We start from the raw sequence: 20615 nt of genomic DNA, 5'->3' as shown, positions 1-20615 counted from the left end.
ACGGGAGGGTTCGCTAAGCGGTCGCATTGTGGATATGCACCGCATAGACAAGCCGGATCAGCCGATCCGGCTTGAATGCTCTTGTTGGCAACGGATGGGGGAAATAAAATGTCTACACCAACTGGATTTATGGAGTTTACCCGTCAGCTACCAGGAGATCGCAGTCCGCTGGAGCGGGTGCAGGACTGGCAGGAGTTCCACAAGCACTTGACGGATCAGGAATTGCAGAGGCAGGGAGCCCGTTGTATGGATTGCGGAACTCCTTATTGTCATACAGGGATGGAGATGAGTGGGGGCACGTCGGGCTGTCCGCTTCATAACTTGATCCCCGAATGGAATCATCTCGTCTACCGCGGCTTATGGAGAGAAGCGCTGGACCGCTTGCACAGAACGAATAATTTCCCGGAGTTCACCGGACGAGTCTGTCCGGCTCCTTGCGAGGGCTCTTGTACGGTGGGCCTCATCGGCCAGCCGGTGACGATCAAGACGATCGAGCAAGCGATCGTTGACAGGGGCTTCGACGAGGGCTGGATCGTCCCGGAGCCGCCTGCGCGGCGCACAGGCCGTAGAGTTGCTGTTGTCGGCTCTGGCCCGGCCGGGCTCGCCTGTGCAGCGCAATTGAATAAGGCGGGACATGAAGTTACCGTGTATGAGCGCTCGGATCGGATCGGCGGTCTGCTGATGTACGGGATTCCGACGATGAAGCTGGATAAAGCGGTCGTGCAGCGCCGTGTTGATTTGCTCGCGGCAGAAGGCGTGAAGTTCGTAACGAGTACGGAGATCGGTAAGGATATCATGGCGCAGCAGCTGGTCGAGCAATATGATGCCGTCGTTCTGTGCGGCGGGGCGACCAAGCCGCGTCAGTTCGAGATTGAAGGCAGTCATTTGCAGGGAGTGCATTATGCGATGCCTTATCTGAACGGCACGATCAAGAGCTATCTGGATTCGGGGCTGCGGGATGGGCAATATATTTCAGCGGCAGGTAAGGATGTGATCGTGATCGGCGGCGGTGATACCGGCTCGGACTGTGTCGCTACTGCGCTGCGTCACGGCTGCCGTAGCATTACGCAATTTGGCACCCATGCCAAGGCTCCGCTGGAGCGCGATTCGCTAGTCAATCCGTGGCCGCAATTCCCGAATGTCTACACGCTTGATTATGCTCAGCAGGAAGCCAAAGCGCTGTATGGTCATGATCCACGGGAGTTCTCGATCATGACGACAAGGTTCGTCGGTGATGAGCAGGGGAATCTGCAAGAGCTGCATACGGTCCAGATCCAGCGTTCGGTGGATGCAGCAGGCCGCAAAAGCTATGAGCCTGTTCCCGGAACGGAGCGGGTATTCCCGGCTCAGCTGGCGCTGATCGCCATCGGGTTTGATGGCCCGGAGGCGACGCTAATCGATGAGTTGGGGCTAGAGACGGACCGACGCAGCAATGTCAAAGCGCGCTACGGCCAATATAGCACTAGTGTTGACAAAGTATTCACCGCCGGTGACATGCGCCGGGGTCAGAGCCTGGTCGTCTGGGCGATTCAGGAGGGCCGCGATGCCGCCAGAGAAGTCGATAAGTATTTGTTGACGGGAAGCTCGCTGCTTCCTTGATTTTAATCGCTTTAAGCGCTAACGAAACGTGGTATCGTTATTTAGGGGCAAATGGACTTCTGTAGATTTTAACGAAACTGGGTATCGCTATTGCAGCTGATTTGGGGTGTTATGGGGGGATTTCGCTCAAATAACGATATGGAGTTTCGTTAGATTTGAAATAGCGTTGTTTTTGATGAAATAACGATTAGTAGTTTCGTTAGGCGGAGAGGGACGATCTGTCCTGAGAAATACGACGCACTTACGAGGACGAGTGAAAATATGTTATAATATGAGTTAGCTACAGGGCTGCGCGGAGCGCGGCCCTTTTTATCTGTGAAACTTGTAAAACTGCAATGCTAGGAAAGAGGGGCGCTTGAAATATGAAAACGCTCGTAATTGCTGAGAAACCGGATATGGGGCGGACTATTGCTGCGGTGATTGAGCCGCGAGCGAAGAATAATCGTTCCTATCTGGAAGGAGAGCAATATATTATTACTTGGGCGATTGGACATCTGCTTGGATTGGCAGAGCCTGACGCCTATGATGACAAGTATAAAAGATGGAATTTCTATGATCTGCCGATTATGCCGGAGCAATTCAAAATAGTGCCGAACCCGAAGACGAAGGATCAATTGAAGACGATCGGGGAGTTGTCCAAGCGGTGTAACGCTATTGTCAACGCCTGCGATGCCGGGCGCGAAGGCCAGTATATCTTCGCGCTGATCCAGCAGCAGCTGAAGCTGATGCAGCCGGTGCGGCGGCTATGGATCTCCGATCTGACCTCAGAGAGCATTGCCAAGGGGTTTGCTGAGCTGCGGGATAGTGCGGAGTTCGCCAATTTGACGAAGGCGGCGAGGGCGAGAAGCGAGGCGGATTGGCTTATCGGCATGAATGCTTCGCGAGCCTTCACGACCAAGCATAATACATTGCTGTCGGTCGGACGTGTGCAGACGCCTGTACTTGCACTGATCTATGATCGTCAGAAGGAAATCGAGAGCTTCGATTCACTGACCTATTACGAGATCAAGGCTGAATTTGAGCAGGCGGAGCGCTCTTACGTCGGAACCTGGCAAGGCGACCGCCTGACGGATGCGGAGAAGGCGCGGGCCTTGGCCGATAAAGTGCGGGGCAAAGTGGGGCGGATCGCGGAATATGAGGTTAAGGAGACGAGGGAGTATCCTTATAAGCTGTATGATCTGACTCTGCTGCAGCGTGATGCGAACGCGAAGTTCGGCTATTCCGCCAAGAAGACGCTGGATCTCGCCCAGGCTTTATACGAACGCCATAAGCTGATTACTTACCCGCGTACAAATTCCAATTATGTGACGGAGCAAAATATTGAGGGTATGCACAAGACGCTGCATATGCTGAAATCTACCGATTACAAGGATTTGGCCGAGGGCGGAAATCAGAAGCTGGTGCATGTGAATAATAAATCGGTTTGCAATCCTTCCCGTGTCGAGGATCACCATGCGATTCTACCGACCTTGAGAAGACCGGGAACGCTCAGCAAGGAAGAGGGAAATATTTATGATCTCGTCGTCCGCCGTTTCCTGTCGCATTTCTATCCGGCAGCGGAATATAAGCAGCATACGGTGATGACGGAAGTGGAGCAGGAATTGTTCAAGACGAATGTCAAGGAACTGCTCTCACTAGGCTGGAAGGTGTGTCTGCCCGGCGATGATCATAAATCGGGCAAGCGCCGCGGCAAGAAGGATGAAGAGGAAGAGCAGGCGGAGCTGGTGAGCGAGCCATTCTCGGTGGATCGCAATCAGGCGGTGCTATGCAAGGAGGCCGAGGCCAAGGAGAAGGCTACACAGCCGCCGAAGCCCTATACAGAGGGGACTCTGTTGAAGGCGATGGAGAGTGCGGGCAAGCAGTTGGAGAACGATGAGCTCCGCGAGGCGATGAAGGAATCCGGTCTCGGTACGCCAGCGACCCGGGCGGCGACAATCGAGCGGCTGAAGAGCGTCGGATATATTACGATGCAGGGCAAGAGGATCACAGTCACGCAGAAGGGGCGTACAGCCATCGAATTGATCAGGCATGCCGGAGTAGAGCTGTTAACTTCGCCGGAGATGACCGGACAATGGGAGAGACGGCTGCATCAGATCTCGAAGGGCGAGGCGACCGGCGAGAAGTTCATGGAGAACGTGAAGCGATTTACGATCTCGATTATCGAGAAGGTGCGTGTGCAGCCGAAGGCGGACGCTTCCTTGTTTGCTGGCGGGCCCGAGGAGAAGGAGAAGAGCAAGCGGGGCAGCCGCTCACGCTCCAAGGGAGGGGGCGGCTCTGCTTCGGGAGCTGCGACGGCCGTGAGGCAGGGAAGCAGCTCGGGCAGAACCGGCAGGTCCGCTGGGACTGCCGAGGCATCGGGCGGCGGGAAGTCCGGCAGCGGCCGGGCTTCCGGGCAAGCGGCCGCCGGACAAGCCAGCAGTGCTGGAGGTTCATCCAGCACGTCTAGTGCATCCCGCGCGTCCGGCGCCATCGGCGGCTTCGAAGCGCTCGCCCCATGCCCGCGCAGCGGCTGCGGCGGCCAATTGATCGAGGGCCGCAAAGGCTACGGCTGCACGCATTACAAGCAGGGCTGCGGCTTTGTCATTTGGAAGGAGCATGCCGGCAAGAAGATCTCTCGGACGATGCTGCTCTCCTTGCTGGAGAAGGGCCATACCCAGCTCCTATCGTTCAAGCATGCGTCCGGCGATTACAAGGGCCGGATTGTCCTGCTCGATCGTATGAGCGGCAAGCTGGGCGTGGAAAGGACGGATAGTTAGCGGTGGTCTGCTCAGTCTATGACGGTTGGAGCACTCAGTCGCATTATGGTCGACCGTGGCCCCTGTCATACGGCGAAACACCGCGCTGGGAGTTGCTTACTGCGTGCTGCTTACTGTGTACTACGTGCGGTGTGAGAATATGGCCTTGCAACTGGCGGCCAGATCTTACATCCACGAAACTAGTAATGACTCTCGCACCAACTCCTACCCGGCACGCAACGAAAACTGCAAATATGCAGGCTTTATCGCCTAAAGTCACCTATTCTACACCAATTCCTGCAAAAAGTGCAGGATTTTCCTCCATTTTCCTTCGAATCAAGCCAATCTGGAGAGAATTCCTGCATTATTGCAGGAATTTATCATTCCAGACTGGAACGGAGGTGAAATTCCTGCATAAACGCAGGAATTTGCTATGGCAGGTCGGATATAGGTTGATAAACCGGGCGTGTTGTGCAAATATGTATTATTCTACTATTATAGGTCGAGTGAGGGTAGAAAGCAGATAGAAGGAACTAGTTGTCATGGGGCAAATGCAGGTTGGAGACGGGGATTTGTGCTATATAGGATCACAAGCGAGCTCTAACGAAACGTGGTAACGCTATTCAGACCCAAAAGGGCCTGCGGAAAATGTAACGAAACAGGGTAACGTTATATCGCTAAAATAGCTGCTGAAAGCTGTCTTTTAGCTCAAATAGCGCTATGGAGTTTCGTTAGATTCGCAGAGCCCTTGTTTTGAAGCCAATAACGTTCTGTGTTTCGTTAGAACAATAGAACAATGATCAACCCCTCGACGTTCGTAGCAGGCTGCTCAACAGTCTGAGCAGATCGCGAGACTGTTCGTAAATACATGCCAGCTACGAGGTCATAAAGAGCGATGCGATACTCTGGCGGAGCGTCTGTGTGCTTGGCCAGAGCCGACGATGATGCCGGGCACTTCGTCGAGCGAAGCGACGGTATATAAGTGGGAATCTCTTCGTGGTGCCAGCTCGACGAGATTATAGGACCATTCATCGGGATGCTTGATATGGATGGCGTGGATTCCTGCCGACAAGGCCGGTGAAATATCAGTGCGTAGGCTGTTCCCGATCATCCAGGTGTTCAGGCGGTCGAACGAGCGGGAGGAGAGAATTTCCTCCAGGGCCTCGATATTTTTATGCTGACGGATATAGATCCGGTCCTGAAAATAATCAGCCAGCCTCATTTCCTCGATTTTACGTTGCTGGATTACGGTCTCGCCACCGGTGTACAAATATAGCTCGTGCTGCCGTCTTTGCAGGAAATCCAGGGTATCCACCATGCCCGGGTAGGGCTCGACGGATTGTTCATATACGCTGAGTCCAAGCTTCATCAATTGCTTCTCCTTGAACTCATCGCGCCGCTGACCGAATCTCTGGCAGAAATAGCGGTATGTGTCGATCAGAGATTCCGGGAAATGCTGGCTGGCGAATCCGACCTGCTGCACTCCGGCTACATCGATTTCGATCTGCTTGTCGCGAATCTCCTGAATCGCTAACTGATGCTCGCTGAACCATTCCGAGACGAGATCGGCAAACTGGCTGAGAATCAGATCAAAGTATTTATTGCAATAGATCAAAGTATCGTCCAGATCAAAAATAATTTGTTGCCGCATAGTCTGTTTCATCTCTATCACTCCTTCTTACACCTGACGCTACTATCATATTTATCCTAACTTAGCAGAAGCGGCAGCGAAAATGCAAATATGCGAATTAAGCAAATAGAATCATGCGGATAGAATTATGCGAATAGAATCTTGTGACTACAGCTTTATATGCGAATATAGGATTCCAGGAACATCTGCAGCTCGGATACACCATCGGGCCGGATGCTGAATTTCTCTGTCGTGCGGTCCGGTAAATGTACGCGAAGCAAGCCAGCGGATCTGAGAATCATCAGTTCATGCTGCAATTGCGCTCTCGACTCATTCGTGTCGCGAATCAGCTCCTGCATCGATTTGGGCTCATTTGCCAAATAACGCAACAGGTGCAGGCGCTCCGGCTTGGATAAGGCCTGTGTCAGGCGCAGTAGGCAAATCGGCGGCTCGTCCTCATCCACCTCGGGAATGTCGATCGGATATTGGATCAGCAGAGCATTTTCATAGAAGCAATACGTATTGACAGGTCTAAAATGAATCGATGGAACCAGAATGATATGCTGAACGGGCAGCTCCTGCTCCAGTACGAGACCGCCTGAAGCCAATTCGATCAAGGGTTCGTGGTCCATCTTCTCAAGCAGGCCCTGCTTCTCCAAGGCGTCCTCTTCCAGCATAACGGAATACGGCTCTTCAATGCTGCTGAAATAATTTTGCTGCCAGATATGGAGCAGCGGAGCATAATCGGTCTGCATTCGCTTCATATCTTCTAATGTTGCACTCGGTATATAAAGGTTCACCTGGGCGAGCAAGTCGGAAGCATTTCCATGTGCCAAATTCTGCAGGAAGCGGCTGATATCAGCCGCTGCATCGCGTTCTAATGCCAGCGCATAGAGCAGATCATAATCACTGAACGGATAATCCGCTGCTTCGGCAAAGGCTTGTCTTGCGTCCTCGCTCAGGCTTTGCTGAATATCCTGAATCCATTCGCGCCCGACATCCAGATTATTAATCCATTTTCGGGTCGTATATATCATGAAGCTGCTTAGCAACTCATAAATCGGCGAAACGTCGACTTTTACATCATAAGCCATTATTGAGGCCTCCCAGAAAAAACTTAAATTTATACATCTTAATTATGCTTGTGGGAATAGGGCTTGTCTACTATAATGTTTGAGGAATCGCTCAGCTGCCGTGGACCGGTTGGCATCATATTACATATGACATCTTGGAAGGAAATCGTCATATCGTATTGACGGTTTTCTTTGTTATGCAGGAGGAGACAACTTGACACTTACTACAAAATCTAGTAAATTTCCGATTCGTTTATCGCCATTTTTCCTATTGACCCTGGTCATTATTATATCGGGATTAAGCCAAGGACTGCTCTTGCCAGTTCTCGCTATCTTCATGGAGGAGCGGGGGATTCCTTCCTCGGTGAACGGGATGCACGCTGCTGCTCTGTATGTCGGTTCATTTGCCATGACGCTCGTGGCCGAGCGGGTGCTCGGATACACAGGCTTCAAGAAGCTGCTGCTGGGCGGGATGGTTGCCGTGATGATCGCTCTGCCGATATTTCCGCTCGTTTCTAATTTATCGATCTGGTTTGTGCTGCGTTTGCTCGTAGGGGTTGGCGACAGCGCGATCCACTTCACTTCGCAGCTCTGGCTGCTGTTGTTATCGCCAAGAGAGCGGCGCGGACGTAATCTATCATTATATGGCATGTCCTATGGACTAGGCTTCAGCTTTGGTCCTTTTGGCATCAGGCTGTTGAATTACAGTCAGCTGCTTCCTTTTGTGCTGCTGTCTATTCTGACTGCTGTGGCCATCGTCCTCGTTCTGATCCGGCTGCCGAATATGTATCCTGAGAGGACCGCGCGCAGTGTGAAGGAAACTCGTAAATATGGTCAAATCTACAGATTGGCCTGGTTTGCTCTGTTCACGTCACTCCTATACGGTTATATGGAATCGACGATGAACAGCAACTTCCCGATCTATGGCCTGCGGATTGGACTAAGCGCAGAGCAGATCGCGACACTGCTGCCGTTCTTCGGAATCGGCGGACTGATCCTGCAGCTTCCACTAGGGATGCTCAGTGACCGTTATAACCGTAAGGTCGTACTGATGATCGCGGGGCTGAGCGGCGGTCTCTTGTTCCTGTCCGTTCCGCTCGTCGGGAATTCTTTCTGGGGACTTTTGCTCCTATTCATGGGGGCGGGGGGCTTGGTCGGCTCTTTCTTCTCCCTCGGGCTGGCCTATGCCGCGGACCTGCTTCCGATTGCGCTGCTTCCGGCCGCCAATGTCATCGCCTCTTTCCATTTCAGCATCGGCAGTATTCTCGGTCCGAATGCTGGCGGGGCGGTGATGGAGAGCGTTGGACCGGGTTGGTTATTTATTCTGTTAGGCAGCTTATATATGCTATTTACACTGACAGGCTTTGGTTTTAAGAAGCGCTCTCTCGAAAAATCCTGAAATATGAACAGGCTGTAATGGATTTTCATCTCTATTTCCAATAAACTATAAAGTAGAGTGAACTACCGCTACAAAGGAGAATCAGACATGATCAAGGTTAGCCACTTAAAAAAATCGGTGGATGGAAATAAGAAGCAAGTGCTTCGCGATATTAACACGGAATTCGCCCAGGGGGAGTTGATCGGTATTGTGGGACCTAGCGGCAGTGGCAAAAGTATGCTGCTACGCTGCTTGGCGCTTCGTGAACCATGGGATAGTGGGGATTATATCTGGAATGAGGACAAGCTGATCCAGGGCGGCGGCAAAGGAACGTATAAATTGCGCTCCAGATTTGCATATTTGGAACAGAACCCTTCTCTGTATCCCGAGCGCACGGCGCTCAAGAATGTACTGATTGGTCAAGTCGGCCAAGTCTCGGCGATCCGCCGCTTCACTGGTATGGTTCGTTCGGATGATTATATGGGGGCGATGGATGAGCTGGAAAAGTTCGGTCTGCTCGACAAAGCCCATGTCAAAGCGGGCAAGCTTAGCGGCGGTGAGAAGCAGCGTGTAGCGATCTGCCGTGCGCTGGTCCACGGCGCGAAATTTATAGCGGCCGATGAGCCGACGATGGGACTGGATCCGAAATCGGCGGAGCGGGTGATGGAAACGCTGGGTCAGCTATGCAAGACGCAGAAGACGACGATCGTGACTGCGCTCCCGATAGAACTGGCTGAGAAATACTGTACGAGAATTTGGGGCATCCATTCCGGGGAACTTAAATTGGATATCGTGGGGAGAAGGCTGACTTCCGGGGAGAAACGATTAATTGATCTGGCATGAAGAGAGTGATGAGTTTGAAAGGTAATCTGAGATATGTGCTGATGGTTTGCTCGGGCTGCGTGCTGCTGTTCATACTTAGCGGCTGTGGCATTATCGATGATCCCAAATCATTGATGCGAACACCGCAGCTATCCTCTGACCGGGAATCCTTATTCAATGTGATTAATGTCGAGACGAAGGGCTCCATCATCGCACCGAAGGATGTGAAGAGCTCTATTCGGACGGCGGATTTGGATAATGATGGTGTCAAGGAAGCGATCGTCTTCTATGAGACTCCAGATGAAACTGTGCGTATTCATGGGATGATTCTGGAGCAGCAGGGCGATAGCTGGGTCGTTCAGGTGAGATTTGATGGCGAGGGCCAGAACCTCGAAACCTTCGATCTGAAGGACCTGACTGGTGATGGCCGACTCAACATCATCGCAGGCTTCTCAGGTGGTGGAGAGGATGTGCAGAAAGGTCTGACGGTCTATTCCTATGATGGTGAGAAAGTGGAAAATCTGCTGACGATCCCCTATAGTAACTTCCTGATTGATGATTTGAATCAGGATGGTCAACTGGATATTACGGTCGTTAATTTGAAGCGGCTCCAGGGGGCTACAGTAACGACGTATCAGCTTGAAGGATCATCATTCAAGGAGCTGGATTCCATTCAATTGGATGATAATATAGAGGAATATTACAATACGGTTAGCGGTAATATTACTCCTAAATTGAAGGGGATTATTCTGGATGCTGCCTTTGGGTCGCATCATGCCTATTCCCATGTGCTCGTCATGAAGGACGGCAAGTTCGAGGATGTAGTGCCATCGCAGGATTTCATGTATAAGAACTATCCGGTATATAGCGGTGATGTAGATGGCGATGGAATCCTTGAGGTGGGCCGCTCCGAGAAGCCGATCGGCTGGGAATCACCCCAGTACGAAATACCGCTCTTCTCTTACTATCAGTGGGAAGAAGGAGGCGGGATCAAGTTTATAAGACAACAGTATATGGACCCGTCGGGCCGCTTCTACTTCAACTTCCCGAAGGATTGGCCAGGCAATGTTACAGTCGATGCCAAGTCAGACCCGGATGAGCATTTATGGTTCGTCAAGGTGGATACCGGGGAGACGGTGGCTGAAATACGCTTCTTCTCGCTATCGGAGTGGGAGAACTATAAGGATCAGTGGGAGCTTCTGGCTTGGGATTATGACAAGGTCATCGGCTTCTATAGCAAGACGAATGTGAAGGTGAATAAGGGCGAGCAGGAAATCAAGCGTTAAACGGGAGTTTGCTGTTTATGATAGAGGGAGGAGACGCGAAGTGAGTAAGGTTTTGATATTGGAAGATGAGGAATCGATCCGCAGTTTTATTGTGATCAACTTGAAGCGGAACGGCTTCGAAGTATTGGAGGCCGCGGAAGGGAATGAGGCGCTGGCGAAGCTCCAGAGCGTACCGGATATCGATATTGCGCTGCTTGATGTGATGGTTCCCGGCATCGACGGCTTCGAGGTGTGCCGTAGAATCCGCGAGACGAATGAGCGGATCGGAATAATTTTTCTGACTGCCAAGGTGCAGGAGCAGGATAAGGTCTATGCGCTGTCTGTCGGAGCGGATGATCATGTCAGCAAGCCATTCAGCCCGACCGAGCTGATCGCCCGCATCCATTCTTTGCTGCGGCGGGTGAATGTATATCGGGAGAGCAGCACGAAGGTTACTTTTACTTCGGGACCATTCACGCTCGATTTGATCTCGAAGCAATTCAAGCGCGGCGGACAGTTGATCGAGCTGACCCCGACGGAGTTCTCGCTCGTCCAATATTTCCTGGAGAATGAGAATTCCCCGCTGAGCCGCGATCAGCTGCTGGATCATGTGTGGGGCAAAGAATATATGGGCGATCCGAAGATCGTTGACGTTAACATTCGCCGGCTGCGTCAGAAGATCGAGAACAATCCTTCCGAGCCGATGTTCCTCCAGACGGTATGGGGATTCGGCTATAAATGGAAAGGCGAGGGACAATGATCAAGAAGGGTATCGGACGACAGATTGTCATGCACTATTTTATCGTCGTATTCGTAACGCTGTTCATGGTCGAACTGATCTTCTCTTTGGCCATACGCATGTACTATTACGATACGATTTATAACCATATGTCGAATCACACGACATGGGCGTCCGATTATTTCCAGAAATTCGTAAAGCTGAATGCGGATAATGATCCGAATTATTTTACGGAAATGCTGGATGCCTTTGAACTGAAAGACACAGAGCTTCTTATACTGAACCGCAAAGGCGATGTCAAGGCAAGCAGCAATCCGTTCCAGGATGAGAAGGCGATCCAGACCAGCGATGTGCTGCAGGCTGCATCGGGCAGTGTGGGCAAATGGATCGGCAGGCAGCCCTCCACGGGCGAGATGGTTATGGCGGTCTCCTCGCCGCTTCAAGTAAGGGGAGATAATGCTTATATCGTGCGGTATGTTACTTCGCTGGAGGCAGTCAACTCCAAAATGATGAACCTGACCTTGATCTCTTCCGCGGTCTGCGTTGCCGTTCTGGCCCTTGTCACCTTATTCAGTATCGGGCTGGCGAATTCGATCGTGAAGCCGATTAACAATATTCGCGCTGTGTCTGCCCAGTTGGCCAAAGGCAAATTCGACACGCGCATCGAGGGCGATTATAAATATGAATTAGGCGAGCTGGCTTCGACGCTGAACTACATGGCTCAGGAAATCGTCCGCAGCAACCAGATCAAGGATGACTTCATCTCTTCGATCTCTCATGAGCTTCGTACTCCGCTCACAGGCATCAAGGGCTGGAGCGAGACGCTGACCTCCGGCGGATTTGATCCTGAAGAGACGAAGATCGGTATGAATATCATCTCCAAGGAGACCGATCGGCTTATCGGGCTGGTTGAGGAGATGTTGGACTTCTCCAAGCTGCAGCAAAATGAGATGAAGCTGGTGATCGGCCGTGTCCATCTTCAGGAACTGCTGAAGGAGATTATGCTGAACGTATGGGCCAAGGCGGAGAAGAAGCAAATTCAGATCAAGCTCGATGATCGGACAGATAAGCCGATCACAGTGATCGGCGACGGCAATCGCTTGAAGCAGGTCTTCCTTAATCTGGTGGATAATGCGATCAAGTTCTCCCACGAGAATAGCTGGATTCATCTCGTGATCATGCAAATTTCAACAGAGCAGGTTCAGGTGGAGGTTGTCGATAGCGGGATCGGGATCAGCGAGGAGAATCTGAACCGGGTTCGCGACCGCTTCTTCCAGGTGAATCATCAAGGCGGAGGAACCGGACTGGGGCTGGCGATTACGCAGCAGCTTGTGGAACTGCATCAAGGCCAGATGGACATTCGCAGCGAGCTTAATGTAGGTACGACGGTATCGGTTGTCCTGCCTATGCCGGTGCATGATTCCGAGGCTCGGGATGCCAATACCCAGACTATGGATGTCCTGGAGACGCCAGAAGTATAGTTACATCAAGAGGGACTCTCTGAATTGCTTCTAGAGAGTCCCTTTTTATGATGTTCAGGAAGGCATGCCCTCTGCTCTGAGCCGAGGGGTCTTCTCATATACTTCCATAAGCAGCCTGGATGGCTGTGGAATGAGTGTAGGCTTGGCTGTGACGGTCTCACCTGGGCCGACAACCATAATCTCGGCAAGAGTTCCTTTGATGACTGCTCCATCTTTAATAATTGAGCCTTCTCCGATAATTGCCTTCTCAATCAAGACATTACGGCCGATCTTGGCGCCGGGCATAATGACGCTGTCTTTAATCTTCGTAGAGCGGCCGATGCAGGCTCCTCCGAAGATCACGGATTGCTCAATCTGGCCTTCAAGCTCGCAGCCGCTATGCACTAACGAGTTGTTGATCTGCGACTGGTGGTTCAGGAAGGATGGAGGAGCGGACATTCCTTGCGTGTACATCGGCCAAGCCTTATTATTTGTTAGACTCCACTCGGTATTCTCGGCCAGTAAGTCCATATGAGCTTCCCACAGGCTGTGAACAGTCCCTACATCACGCCAATATCCTTTGAATTCGTAAGCATGAAGCGGTTGGCTGCCGCACAACATTTTCGGGATCAGATCCTTGCCGAAGTCATGGCTGCTATGGGAATCGGCGGCATCTGCGATCAAGTGCTGCTTCAGGAAATCCCAGTTGAATAAATAAATCCCCATCGAGGCCAGATTGCTGGCCGGATGCTTCGGCTTCTCCGCGAATTCTGTAATTCGCTGCTGTTCATCCGTCGTCATCACACCGAAGCGATGCGCCTCTTCCCAAGGCACTGGCATCACGGAGATCGTCGCTGTAGCGTTCACCGTCAGATGATAATCAAGCAGTCTGCGATAGTCCATATGATAAATATGGTCGCCTGACAGGATCAGAACCTGATCAGGCTGGAATTGATCCACGTATTCGATATTCTTATAAATGGCATCCGCTGTACCTGCATATTCCTTCACGCCGGCGTTATAAGAGGGCAGCAGGGAAATTCCGCCGTTCGCATGCTGCGGGAGATTCCAGGCCTCTCCTGCGCCGATATGTTCATGGAGCGATTCCGCCTCATATTGGGTAAGTACACCGATGGTGTCGATTCCTGAATTAACGCAGTTGCTGAGAGGAAAATCGATGATTCGGTAATGGCCACCAAAGGGTACGGCCGGTTTGGCGAGCTTGGATGTCAAGGGGGATAACCTGCGACCTTCACCTCCAGCTAGCAGCATTGCGATACAATTTTTTTTATTCACTTCTTTTTTCCCTCCCGTGTGGTTTGGACTGTGTTGTTCTTACATACACTAGATATGATGTTGTTGAAACTAAAGGTATGGAAATTATCAGAAATTATTACAATAATTTTTGTAATGAAGCATTTTTACTTTCAAGATCGGGAGTTATCGCAAAATTCCTAAATAGGAAGCGGCTAAGAGCAAACTCTATAAAAATTATTTGAAGAAGCGGGTGATTATACATTGTCCGAACGAACAGGAATAATATCTGCGGATGATATTTATTTATTTCATGAAGGAACGCTCTACCGGAGCTATCTTATCCTCGGTTCACATCCTGCAGTGGAGAACAGTCAGGCCGGTGTACGATTCACCGTATGGGCTCCCCATGCGCAGCAAGTCGCTGTGGTCTCCGATTGGAATCAGTGGGACGGGGAGAATGATTTATTATATAAGATACCCGAATCGGGATTTTGGAGTCGCTTTTTCCCGGGGGTGGGGGAAGGAATTTTTTACAAGTATGAAATAATCGGAGCGGATGGAAGCAAATTCCTGAAGGCAGATCCGTATGCTTATTATGCGGAGATACGGCCGGCAACGGCATCGATCGTGAAGTCGATTTCCGGCTATGAGTGGGGGGATGGGAAATGGCTGCGTAAACGCCGAGCCTTGTACGATAGGCCGCTCAATATATATGAGCTTCATTTCGGAACATGGCGCCAGAAGGAGGACGGGAGCTTCTATACATATCGGGAAATGGCTGATCTGCTCATCCCTTATGCTGTATCGATGGGATATACACATATCGAATTGATGCCGTTAGCCGAGCATCCTTATGATCTGTCCTGGGGGTATCAGATTACGGGTTATTATGCGCCGACGAGCCGTTATGGTGAACCGCAGGATCTGATGTATTTCGTGGACCGTTGTCATCAGGCGGGGCTTGGCGTACTGCTGGATTGGGTGCCTGGCCATTTCACGAAGGACGCGCATGGCTTGCGCAGATTTGATGGAACACCGCTGTTCGAGTACGCGGATGAAGAGAAGGCGGAGAAGCCCGGCTGGGGAACGCTGAGCTTTGATTTTGGCAAGCCGGAGGTCAGGTCTTTTCTGATCTCCAATGCCTTGTTCTGGCTCGATATGTATCATTTCGACGGCCTGAGAGTAGACGCGGTGACGAGTATGCTGCGGCTGGATTTCGAGAAATCGGCGGGGCAGCATCCGGTCAATGAACTCGGCGGCGTGGAGAATCTGGAGGCGATCGCTTTTCTGAAGCAGCTGAATAGGGCGGTATTCCAATACCACCCGTATGCTCTCATGATGGCGGAGGAGTCCAGTTCCTGGCCGGGAGTTACGATGCCAGTAGACAAAGGCGGGCTTGGCTTCAATTATAAATGGAATATGGGCTGGATGAATGACACTTTATCTTATATTGAAAGCGAGTTCGGGGATCGTTCGATGCGGCATCATCTGCTTACTTTTCCGATCTGGTACGCCTTTGCGGATAACTATACACTTCCTCTATCCCATGATGAGGTGGTGCACGGCAAGAAGTCACTGCTGAACAAAATGCCGGGGAGCTATGAGCAGAAATTCGCCGGGTTAAGGGTTCTGCTCGGATATCTGATGACCTCTCCGGGGAAGAAGCTGCTGTTCATGGGCGGGGAATTCGGGCAGTTCATAGAATGGAGAGACCAGGCCGAGCTGGACTGGCTGCTGCTGGATTACGAAATGCATCATAAAATGCAGGAATATACCCGCGCCTTGAATCATCTCTATTTAAGAGAGCCCGGGCTGTGGGAGCAGGATCATGTCCATACTGGGTATGAGTGGATTAATCCACATGATGCCGCACAGAGCGTAATCTGCTATATGCGCAAAGGGCGGCGGGCCAGTGATCTGCTGCTAATTATTATTAATTTTCAGCCAGTGCAGCGGGAGAGCTATCGAATTGGCGTTCCTAGAGCAGGGACGTACGTCGAGCTGTTCAACAGCAATGAAGAGAGCTATGGCGGGGTTGGGCAGAAACGCATCGCTCCGCTCTACAGTGAGCCGAAGCCGTGGCATGAGCATGAGAATAGCATCGAGCTGACGCTCCCACCGCTTAGCATAATGATCTGGAAGCTGGTAGTAAGAGCAGAGCGTAGGCTTAAGCCGTCGCATCGACCGACCGTCCCAGGATCAGGCAAAAAAACATCAAGGAGGAAGCCTATATTATGAAAATATTGTTCGCCGCAGCAGAGGTATTCCCGTTCATCAAAACAGGCGGGCTCGCCGATGTGATCGGAGCGCTTCCGAAGGCGCTGCATGAGGCGGGGCATGATGTGCGTATTGTGCTGCCTAAATATAAGGACATCCCATCCAGATTCACGGATCAGCTACAGCATCTGGGGGAGATGGAGGTGCCTGTCGGCTGGCGCAGACAGTATGGTGGCATTGAATATCTGGTGCATGAGGGTGTGCCGGTCTATTTTATCGATAACGAGTATTATTTTGGCCGGGACGGGGTCTATGGCTACGGAGATGATGGGGAGCGGTTCGCCTTCCTGAATCGGGCGGTACTGGAGTTGCTGCCGCGCCTTGGATTTCGGCCGGATGTTCTCCACTGTCATGATTGGCATACGGCGATGATCCCGCTACTGCTTAAGGAGCATTTTCGGGAGGATGAGGCCTATCAGGGAATCCGCACGGTCTATACGATTCATAATTTACTGTATCAGGGCATATTTCCGCGTGAGGTGCTAGGCGATTTGCTTAGTGTTCCGGATCATTATTTTACAGCGGATGGGGTTGAATACTACGGGAATGTCAGCTTCATGAAGGCTGGGCTGGTCTATGCCGATCATGTGACGACGGTCAGTCCTACCTATGCATCCGAGATTCGTACTCCCTACTATGGTTATGGAATGGACGGTTTGCTGCGCTCGCTCGGAGATCGGCTCACCGGAATTGTGAACGGGATTGATGCGCAGTTGTATAACCCGGCGACAGACGATCAGATTTATGTAAAATATCGCAGTAGCCTGGCCAAGAAGCAGCAGAACAAGCTGGAATTGCAGAGAGAGGTCGGTCTGCCTGAGAACGGGGCGATTCCTCTGATCGGTATGGTAACCCGATTGGTCGAGCCGAAGGGGCTTGATCTACTGACGCGGATTTTGGATGAATGGCTTCATAACAATGATGTACAATTCGTGCTGCTTGGCACGGGCGACCAGAGCTATGAGAATTGGTTCAGGGAAGCAGCCTTCCGTCATCCACAGAAGCTGGCGGCGAAGATTCTGTTCAGCGATCAGCTGTCTCGGCGTATCTATGCCGGCAGCGATCTGTTCCTGATGCCCTCGCGTTTTGAACCCTGCGGAATTAGCCAATTGCTGGCGCTGCGCTATGGAAGCATTCCAGTCGTGCGGGAGACGGGGGGGCTGAATGATACGGTCCATTCATATAATGAATATACCAGGGAGGGCAATGGCTTCAGCTTCCATAACTTCAATGCCCATGATCTGCTATATACATTGAACAGAGCCGTCTCGTTCTACAGGCAGCCGGAAATATGGGCAGGCATCGTGAAGAATGCGATGGCTGGGGATTATAGCTGGCAGCAATCGGCCAAGCAATATGCGGAGATTTATGCGCGCTTGCAAGCATAGAAAATAAGCCGGGCACAGCAGAATACGATCAGTGAGTAGCGCCAACTGATGGTATCCTGCTGTGACCCGGCTTTATTGTATTTTGCGATACAGAATGCGGAATCCGAACGGATCTAGCTTAATATTCATCGTGCCTGCTTCGGGGGCGACGTTCTCTCCGGTCAGTGCATCCTGCCAGTCACTGGTCTGAATCGGATGCGAGAGCACGCAGGCCTTATCCGTGTTGTTCATCCAAATCGTGAAATGCATACTATCATTCATACGTTCGTAGATAATGCAGGGGTTATCGCTCTTGGCCTGCAGGAAGCGGAAGCGCCCCTGTCTCAATACGGCATGCTTCTTGCGCAGGGCAATCATGATTATATAGAAATCGAGCAGTTCCTTATTCTGCTTCTGCGGATCCCACTCCATGCACTTGCGGCAATCGGGATCACCATTCCCGGTCAAGCCGATCTCATCGCCATAGAATATGCAGGGCGTGCCGATATAGGTGAACAGGAAGACGACACAGAGCTTAAGCTTTCGGGTATCCCCACCAACTCGGGTAAGCAGTCGCGGCGTGTCATGTGTGCAGAGCATATTGAAGATAACTTCATTCGTTTGCTGGGGATAGCGCATAATAAGCGAGCCCATTTCATTCGAGAAGCTGTAGCCGTCCATACCACCGCCGAAAAACTCCAGCACCTTGTCAGCAAAAGGATAATTCATGACAGAATCGAACTGATCGCCCAGCAGCCAGTTAAGGGAATCGCTCCACACCTCCCCGATAATGTAAGCCTCTGGATTCGCTCTCTTGACAACATTACGGAAATCCCGCCAAAAATGATGGTCGATCTCATTAGCTACATCCAGACGCCAGCCATCCAGCTTGATCTCCTGTATCCAGTATTCAGCTACACCGAGCAAATATTCCTTCACCTCCGGGTTGGCGGTGTTGAATTTGGGCATATTGCCGAAGAAGCCGAAGGTGTCATAGGTGGGGAGCCCGTCCTTGATTTTCACCGGATACTCATTAATGTGGAACCAATTGGCATATTTAGAGTTCTGGCCATGCTTCAGCACATCCTGGAAGGGCGGAAATTGTTCCCCGCAATGATTGAAGACGGCATCGAGCACGACGCGTATTCCACGTTCATGACAGGCTTCGGCCACCTTCTTCAGCAACGCATTATCACCAAAATGAGGGTCTACTTGTCTGTAATCGATCGTGTCATATTTATGGTTGGAAGGCGCGACGAACAAGGGGGTGAAGTAAATCGCGTTGATCCCTAGCTCAACAAGATAATTCAGATGATCAAGCACCCCTTGCAAATCTCCGCCGAAGAAATTATCATAGGTCGGGGTCTTTCCCCAGCCCTCTACGGGCTTCGGATCATTCCCCGGATCGCCATTGGCGAACCGTTCGGGCATAATCTGATAGAAGACAGCTTCCTTGGCCCACTCCAGTACCTTGAATACGTCGATCTCATGAATATACGGGAATTCGAAGCATTCTCCGGGCGGTGAGGGAGGGTCATGCTGAAGTCCTGAATCGAGCATATAGATCGTCTCGGTGCCAGCAACTAGCTTAAAAGCATAGGACAAGCGCCGATACCGGGGACGCACCGCCACTTCCCAATAGTCGAACATGCGATCATGGGCGGCCTTCTCCATCGGATATTCCTGGTAGGTACCGGCCCAATTATATTTGTCCCCTGTCATAGCAATCACTTGCTCCAGGTCATCGCGCTTCGTTCTGATCCGCAGATGGATCGTCGAATTGTCGTAGGCATAGGCCCATTTGTCTCTAGGGACATGATATAGAGCTTCTAGCAGCATAAAGGTTCAACTCCTTAGTCATATTATGTCCAAGTGACTAAAAATTGAATAATGCATGATTTGATTAATAAATATTCATTGACGATTTAACGCGTTCAAGTGATTGCTGGTGCGTAAATGTGCAGTATGATGGAGTTTATGGAAAAAAACGATCTGTTTTCTGCGCTTTACTTGTGAAATAATTATGAAAATCGAAATTAACCTTTGCATATATATGCATTGTGATTTATAATTGCCAAGTAATCAAAGAACGCTAAAGACAGGAGAGAGAGAAAATGAAAAAGTGGGGAACATTAATTATAGCTCTATTGATGGTGACCAGCTTGCTGGCAGCATGCGGACAAAATAAAAACAATAATGGAGACGCGCCAGAGTCGGGTGCCGCAAATAACGGCAATGCTGGCAAGAAGGTAGTTACGCTCGGAACAAGCGCAGACTTCGCTCCATATGAGTTCCATATTAAGAATGAGAAGGGCGAGGATGAAATCGTCGGCTTCGATATTGAAATCGCTAAGGAGATTGCCAAGGATCTGGGCGCGGAGCTGCAAATCAAAGATCTTCAATTCTCTTCATTAATGAATGAATTGAACAGCGGTCGAATTGATTTTGCCATTTCCGGTTTGAGTCCTACACCTGATCGTCAGAAGGAAGTAGACATGTCGAAGATTTACTTCACGGCTACGCAGGCGGTTGTCACTCGTGCTGGAGAAGAAGGCAGCTACAAGACGATCGATACATTGGTAGGTAAGAAGATCGGCGTTCAGAAGGGCTCGATCCAGGAGGAGATCGCGCAGACGATCCAAGATGCCAAGATCACTTCTCTGGCGAAAACTCAAGATATTATGATGCAGCTTAAAACAGGTCGTGTAGACGTAGCCATTATCGAAGGCCCTGTAGCTGAGGCATATGTAAGTAATATCGATGGTCTGACCATCGCAGAGGCGCAGCCGGAGGCAGAGGATGATGGATACATCGTCGCTGTGAAGAAGGGCAATGACGAGCTTCTTGAGAAGGTGAACGCTACCCTGACTCGCCTGATGGAAGATGGAAGCATGGAGGAATACATTCAAGCCGCCAGTGAACTGGCAGTGAAATAAAAAAGGCTCTTTATGGATCTAATTTAGAAAATAGCGGAGCAGCTTTTCGCTATTTTCTCTTTTTCTGCAAGTGTTCG

14 protein-coding genes are annotated in these 20615 nt (G+C 51.0%); 10 read left to right on the top strand and 4 right to left on the bottom strand.

Annotated features, from left to right (window positions below; translation table 11 throughout):
* Positions 1 to 108 precede the first annotated feature (108 nt).
* Entirely contained in the window at positions 109 to 1599 is a 1491-nt protein-coding gene (locus BFJ94_RS07515; RefSeq protein ID WP_120462099.1) for a glutamate synthase subunit beta, read from the top strand.
* A gap of 362 nt (positions 1600 to 1961) precedes the next feature.
* Complete coding sequence (locus tag BFJ94_RS07510) at positions 1962 to 4355, top strand: type IA DNA topoisomerase (protein ID WP_120462098.1); 2394 nt, start codon at positions 1962 to 1964, stop codon at positions 4353 to 4355.
* Between the two features lie 862 nt (positions 4356 to 5217).
* On the opposite strand, the gene BFJ94_RS07505 is transcribed toward BFJ94_RS07510, so the two are convergent.
* Together BFJ94_RS07505 and BFJ94_RS07500 are read right to left on the bottom strand one after the other, a co-directional pair.
* On the bottom strand, positions 5218 to 5997 hold the full coding sequence (locus BFJ94_RS07505; protein ID WP_120462097.1) for an HAD family hydrolase: 780 nt from the start codon (positions 5995 to 5997) through the stop codon (positions 5218 to 5220).
* Between the two features lie 143 nt (positions 5998 to 6140).
* Positions 6141 to 7058 carry an ArsR/SmtB family transcription factor gene (locus BFJ94_RS07500; RefSeq protein WP_120462096.1) on the bottom strand — a complete coding sequence of 306 codons (918 nt, stop codon included), beginning with the start codon at positions 7056 to 7058 and terminating at the stop codon, positions 6141 to 6143.
* A gap of 193 nt (positions 7059 to 7251) precedes the next feature.
* On the opposite strand from BFJ94_RS07500, the gene BFJ94_RS07495 reads away from it, so the two are divergent.
* From BFJ94_RS07495 to BFJ94_RS07475, 5 genes are all read left to right on the top strand, one after another.
* Positions 7252 to 8436, top strand: coding sequence for an MFS transporter (locus BFJ94_RS07495; protein ID WP_229716902.1), 1185 nt, complete (start codon positions 7252 to 7254; stop codon positions 8434 to 8436).
* An 87-nt stretch (positions 8437 to 8523) separates the two neighbouring features.
* Positions 8524 to 9258 (top strand): phosphonate ABC transporter ATP-binding protein, encoded by a 735-nt coding sequence (locus tag BFJ94_RS07490; protein ID WP_120462094.1) that lies wholly within the window; start codon positions 8524 to 8526, stop codon positions 9256 to 9258.
* Positions 9259 to 9266: 8 nt separating this feature from the next.
* Entirely contained in the window at positions 9267 to 10523 is a 1257-nt protein-coding gene (locus tag BFJ94_RS07485; protein ID WP_240431899.1) for a hypothetical protein, read from the top strand.
* 40 nt (positions 10524 to 10563) lie between these two features.
* A complete protein-coding gene (locus BFJ94_RS07480; RefSeq protein WP_120462092.1) occupies positions 10564 to 11262 on the top strand; it encodes a response regulator transcription factor in 699 nt (232 codons plus the stop codon).
* The gene (locus BFJ94_RS07475) at positions 11259 to 12722 is read left to right on the top strand and encodes a HAMP domain-containing sensor histidine kinase (protein WP_188831403.1); all 1464 of its coding nucleotides are present in this window, start codon (positions 11259 to 11261) and stop codon (positions 12720 to 12722) included. The genes BFJ94_RS07480 and BFJ94_RS07475 overlap by 4 nt, the downstream gene beginning before the upstream one ends.
* A gap of 54 nt (positions 12723 to 12776) precedes the next feature.
* On the opposite strand, the gene BFJ94_RS07470 is transcribed toward BFJ94_RS07475, so the two are convergent.
* Positions 12777 to 13997, bottom strand: a complete 1221-nt coding sequence (locus BFJ94_RS07470) for a glucose-1-phosphate adenylyltransferase (protein ID WP_120462090.1) — start codon at positions 13995 to 13997, stop codon at positions 12777 to 12779.
* Positions 13998 to 14219: 222 nt separating this feature from the next.
* Here BFJ94_RS07470 and glgB point away from each other — a divergent pair, with 222 nt between their 5' ends.
* On the top strand, positions 14220 to 16196 hold the full coding sequence (gene glgB / locus BFJ94_RS07465; protein WP_120462089.1) for a 1,4-alpha-glucan branching protein GlgB: 1977 nt from the start codon (positions 14220 to 14222) through the stop codon (positions 16194 to 16196).
* Positions 16193 to 17623: a glycogen synthase GlgA gene (glgA, locus tag BFJ94_RS07460; protein ID WP_120462088.1), complete on the top strand. Its 1431-nt coding sequence runs from the start codon at positions 16193 to 16195 to the stop codon at positions 17621 to 17623. The genes glgB and glgA overlap by 4 nt, the downstream gene beginning before the upstream one ends.
* Before the next feature lie 72 nt (positions 17624 to 17695).
* On the opposite strand, the gene BFJ94_RS07455 is transcribed toward glgA, so the two are convergent.
* Complete coding sequence (locus BFJ94_RS07455) at positions 17696 to 19441, bottom strand: alpha-glycosidase (protein ID WP_120462087.1); 1746 nt, start codon at positions 19439 to 19441, stop codon at positions 17696 to 17698.
* A 275-nt stretch (positions 19442 to 19716) separates the two neighbouring features.
* Here BFJ94_RS07455 and BFJ94_RS07450 point away from each other — a divergent pair, with 275 nt between their 5' ends.
* Positions 19717 to 20538 carry a transporter substrate-binding domain-containing protein gene (locus BFJ94_RS07450; protein ID WP_120462086.1) on the top strand — a complete coding sequence of 274 codons (822 nt, stop codon included), beginning with the start codon at positions 19717 to 19719 and terminating at the stop codon, positions 20536 to 20538.
* Positions 20539 to 20615: the final 77 nt, after the last annotated feature.

Source organism: Paenibacillus aceti (assembly GCF_003614185.1).
Taxonomy (GTDB): Bacteria; Bacillota; Bacilli; order Paenibacillales; family Paenibacillaceae; genus Fontibacillus; species Fontibacillus aceti.
Note: the sequence above shows the minus strand (reverse complement) of the source record. Positions and strands in the feature narration are given on the sequence as shown.

Bases quoted from the DNA above. Each gene is read 5' to 3' on its own strand.
- BFJ94_RS07515 (WP_120462099.1), top strand. From the start codon at position 109: ATGTCTACACCAACTGGATTTATGGAGTTTACCCGTCAGCTACCAGGA.
- BFJ94_RS07510 (WP_120462098.1), top strand. From the start codon at position 1,962: ATGAAAACGCTCGTAATTGCTGAGAAACCGGATATGGGGCGGACTATT.
- BFJ94_RS07505 (WP_120462097.1), bottom strand. From the start codon at position 5,997: ATGAAACAGACTATGCGGCAACAAATTATTTTTGATCTGGACGATACT.
- BFJ94_RS07500 (WP_120462096.1), bottom strand. From the start codon at position 7,058: ATGGCTTATGATGTAAAAGTCGACGTTTCGCCGATTTATGAGTTGCTA.
- BFJ94_RS07490 (WP_120462094.1), top strand. From the start codon at position 8,524: ATGATCAAGGTTAGCCACTTAAAAAAATCGGTGGATGGAAATAAGAAG.
- BFJ94_RS07485 (WP_240431899.1), top strand. From the start codon at position 9,267: ATGAGTTTGAAAGGTAATCTGAGATATGTGCTGATGGTTTGCTCGGGC.
- BFJ94_RS07475 (WP_188831403.1), top strand. From the start codon at position 11,259: ATGATCAAGAAGGGTATCGGACGACAGATTGTCATGCACTATTTTATC.
- glgA (WP_120462088.1), top strand. From the start codon at position 16,193: ATGAAAATATTGTTCGCCGCAGCAGAGGTATTCCCGTTCATCAAAACA.
- BFJ94_RS07455 (WP_120462087.1), bottom strand. From the start codon at position 19,441: ATGCTGCTAGAAGCTCTATATCATGTCCCTAGAGACAAATGGGCCTAT.
- BFJ94_RS07450 (WP_120462086.1), top strand. From the start codon at position 19,717: ATGAAAAAGTGGGGAACATTAATTATAGCTCTATTGATGGTGACCAGC.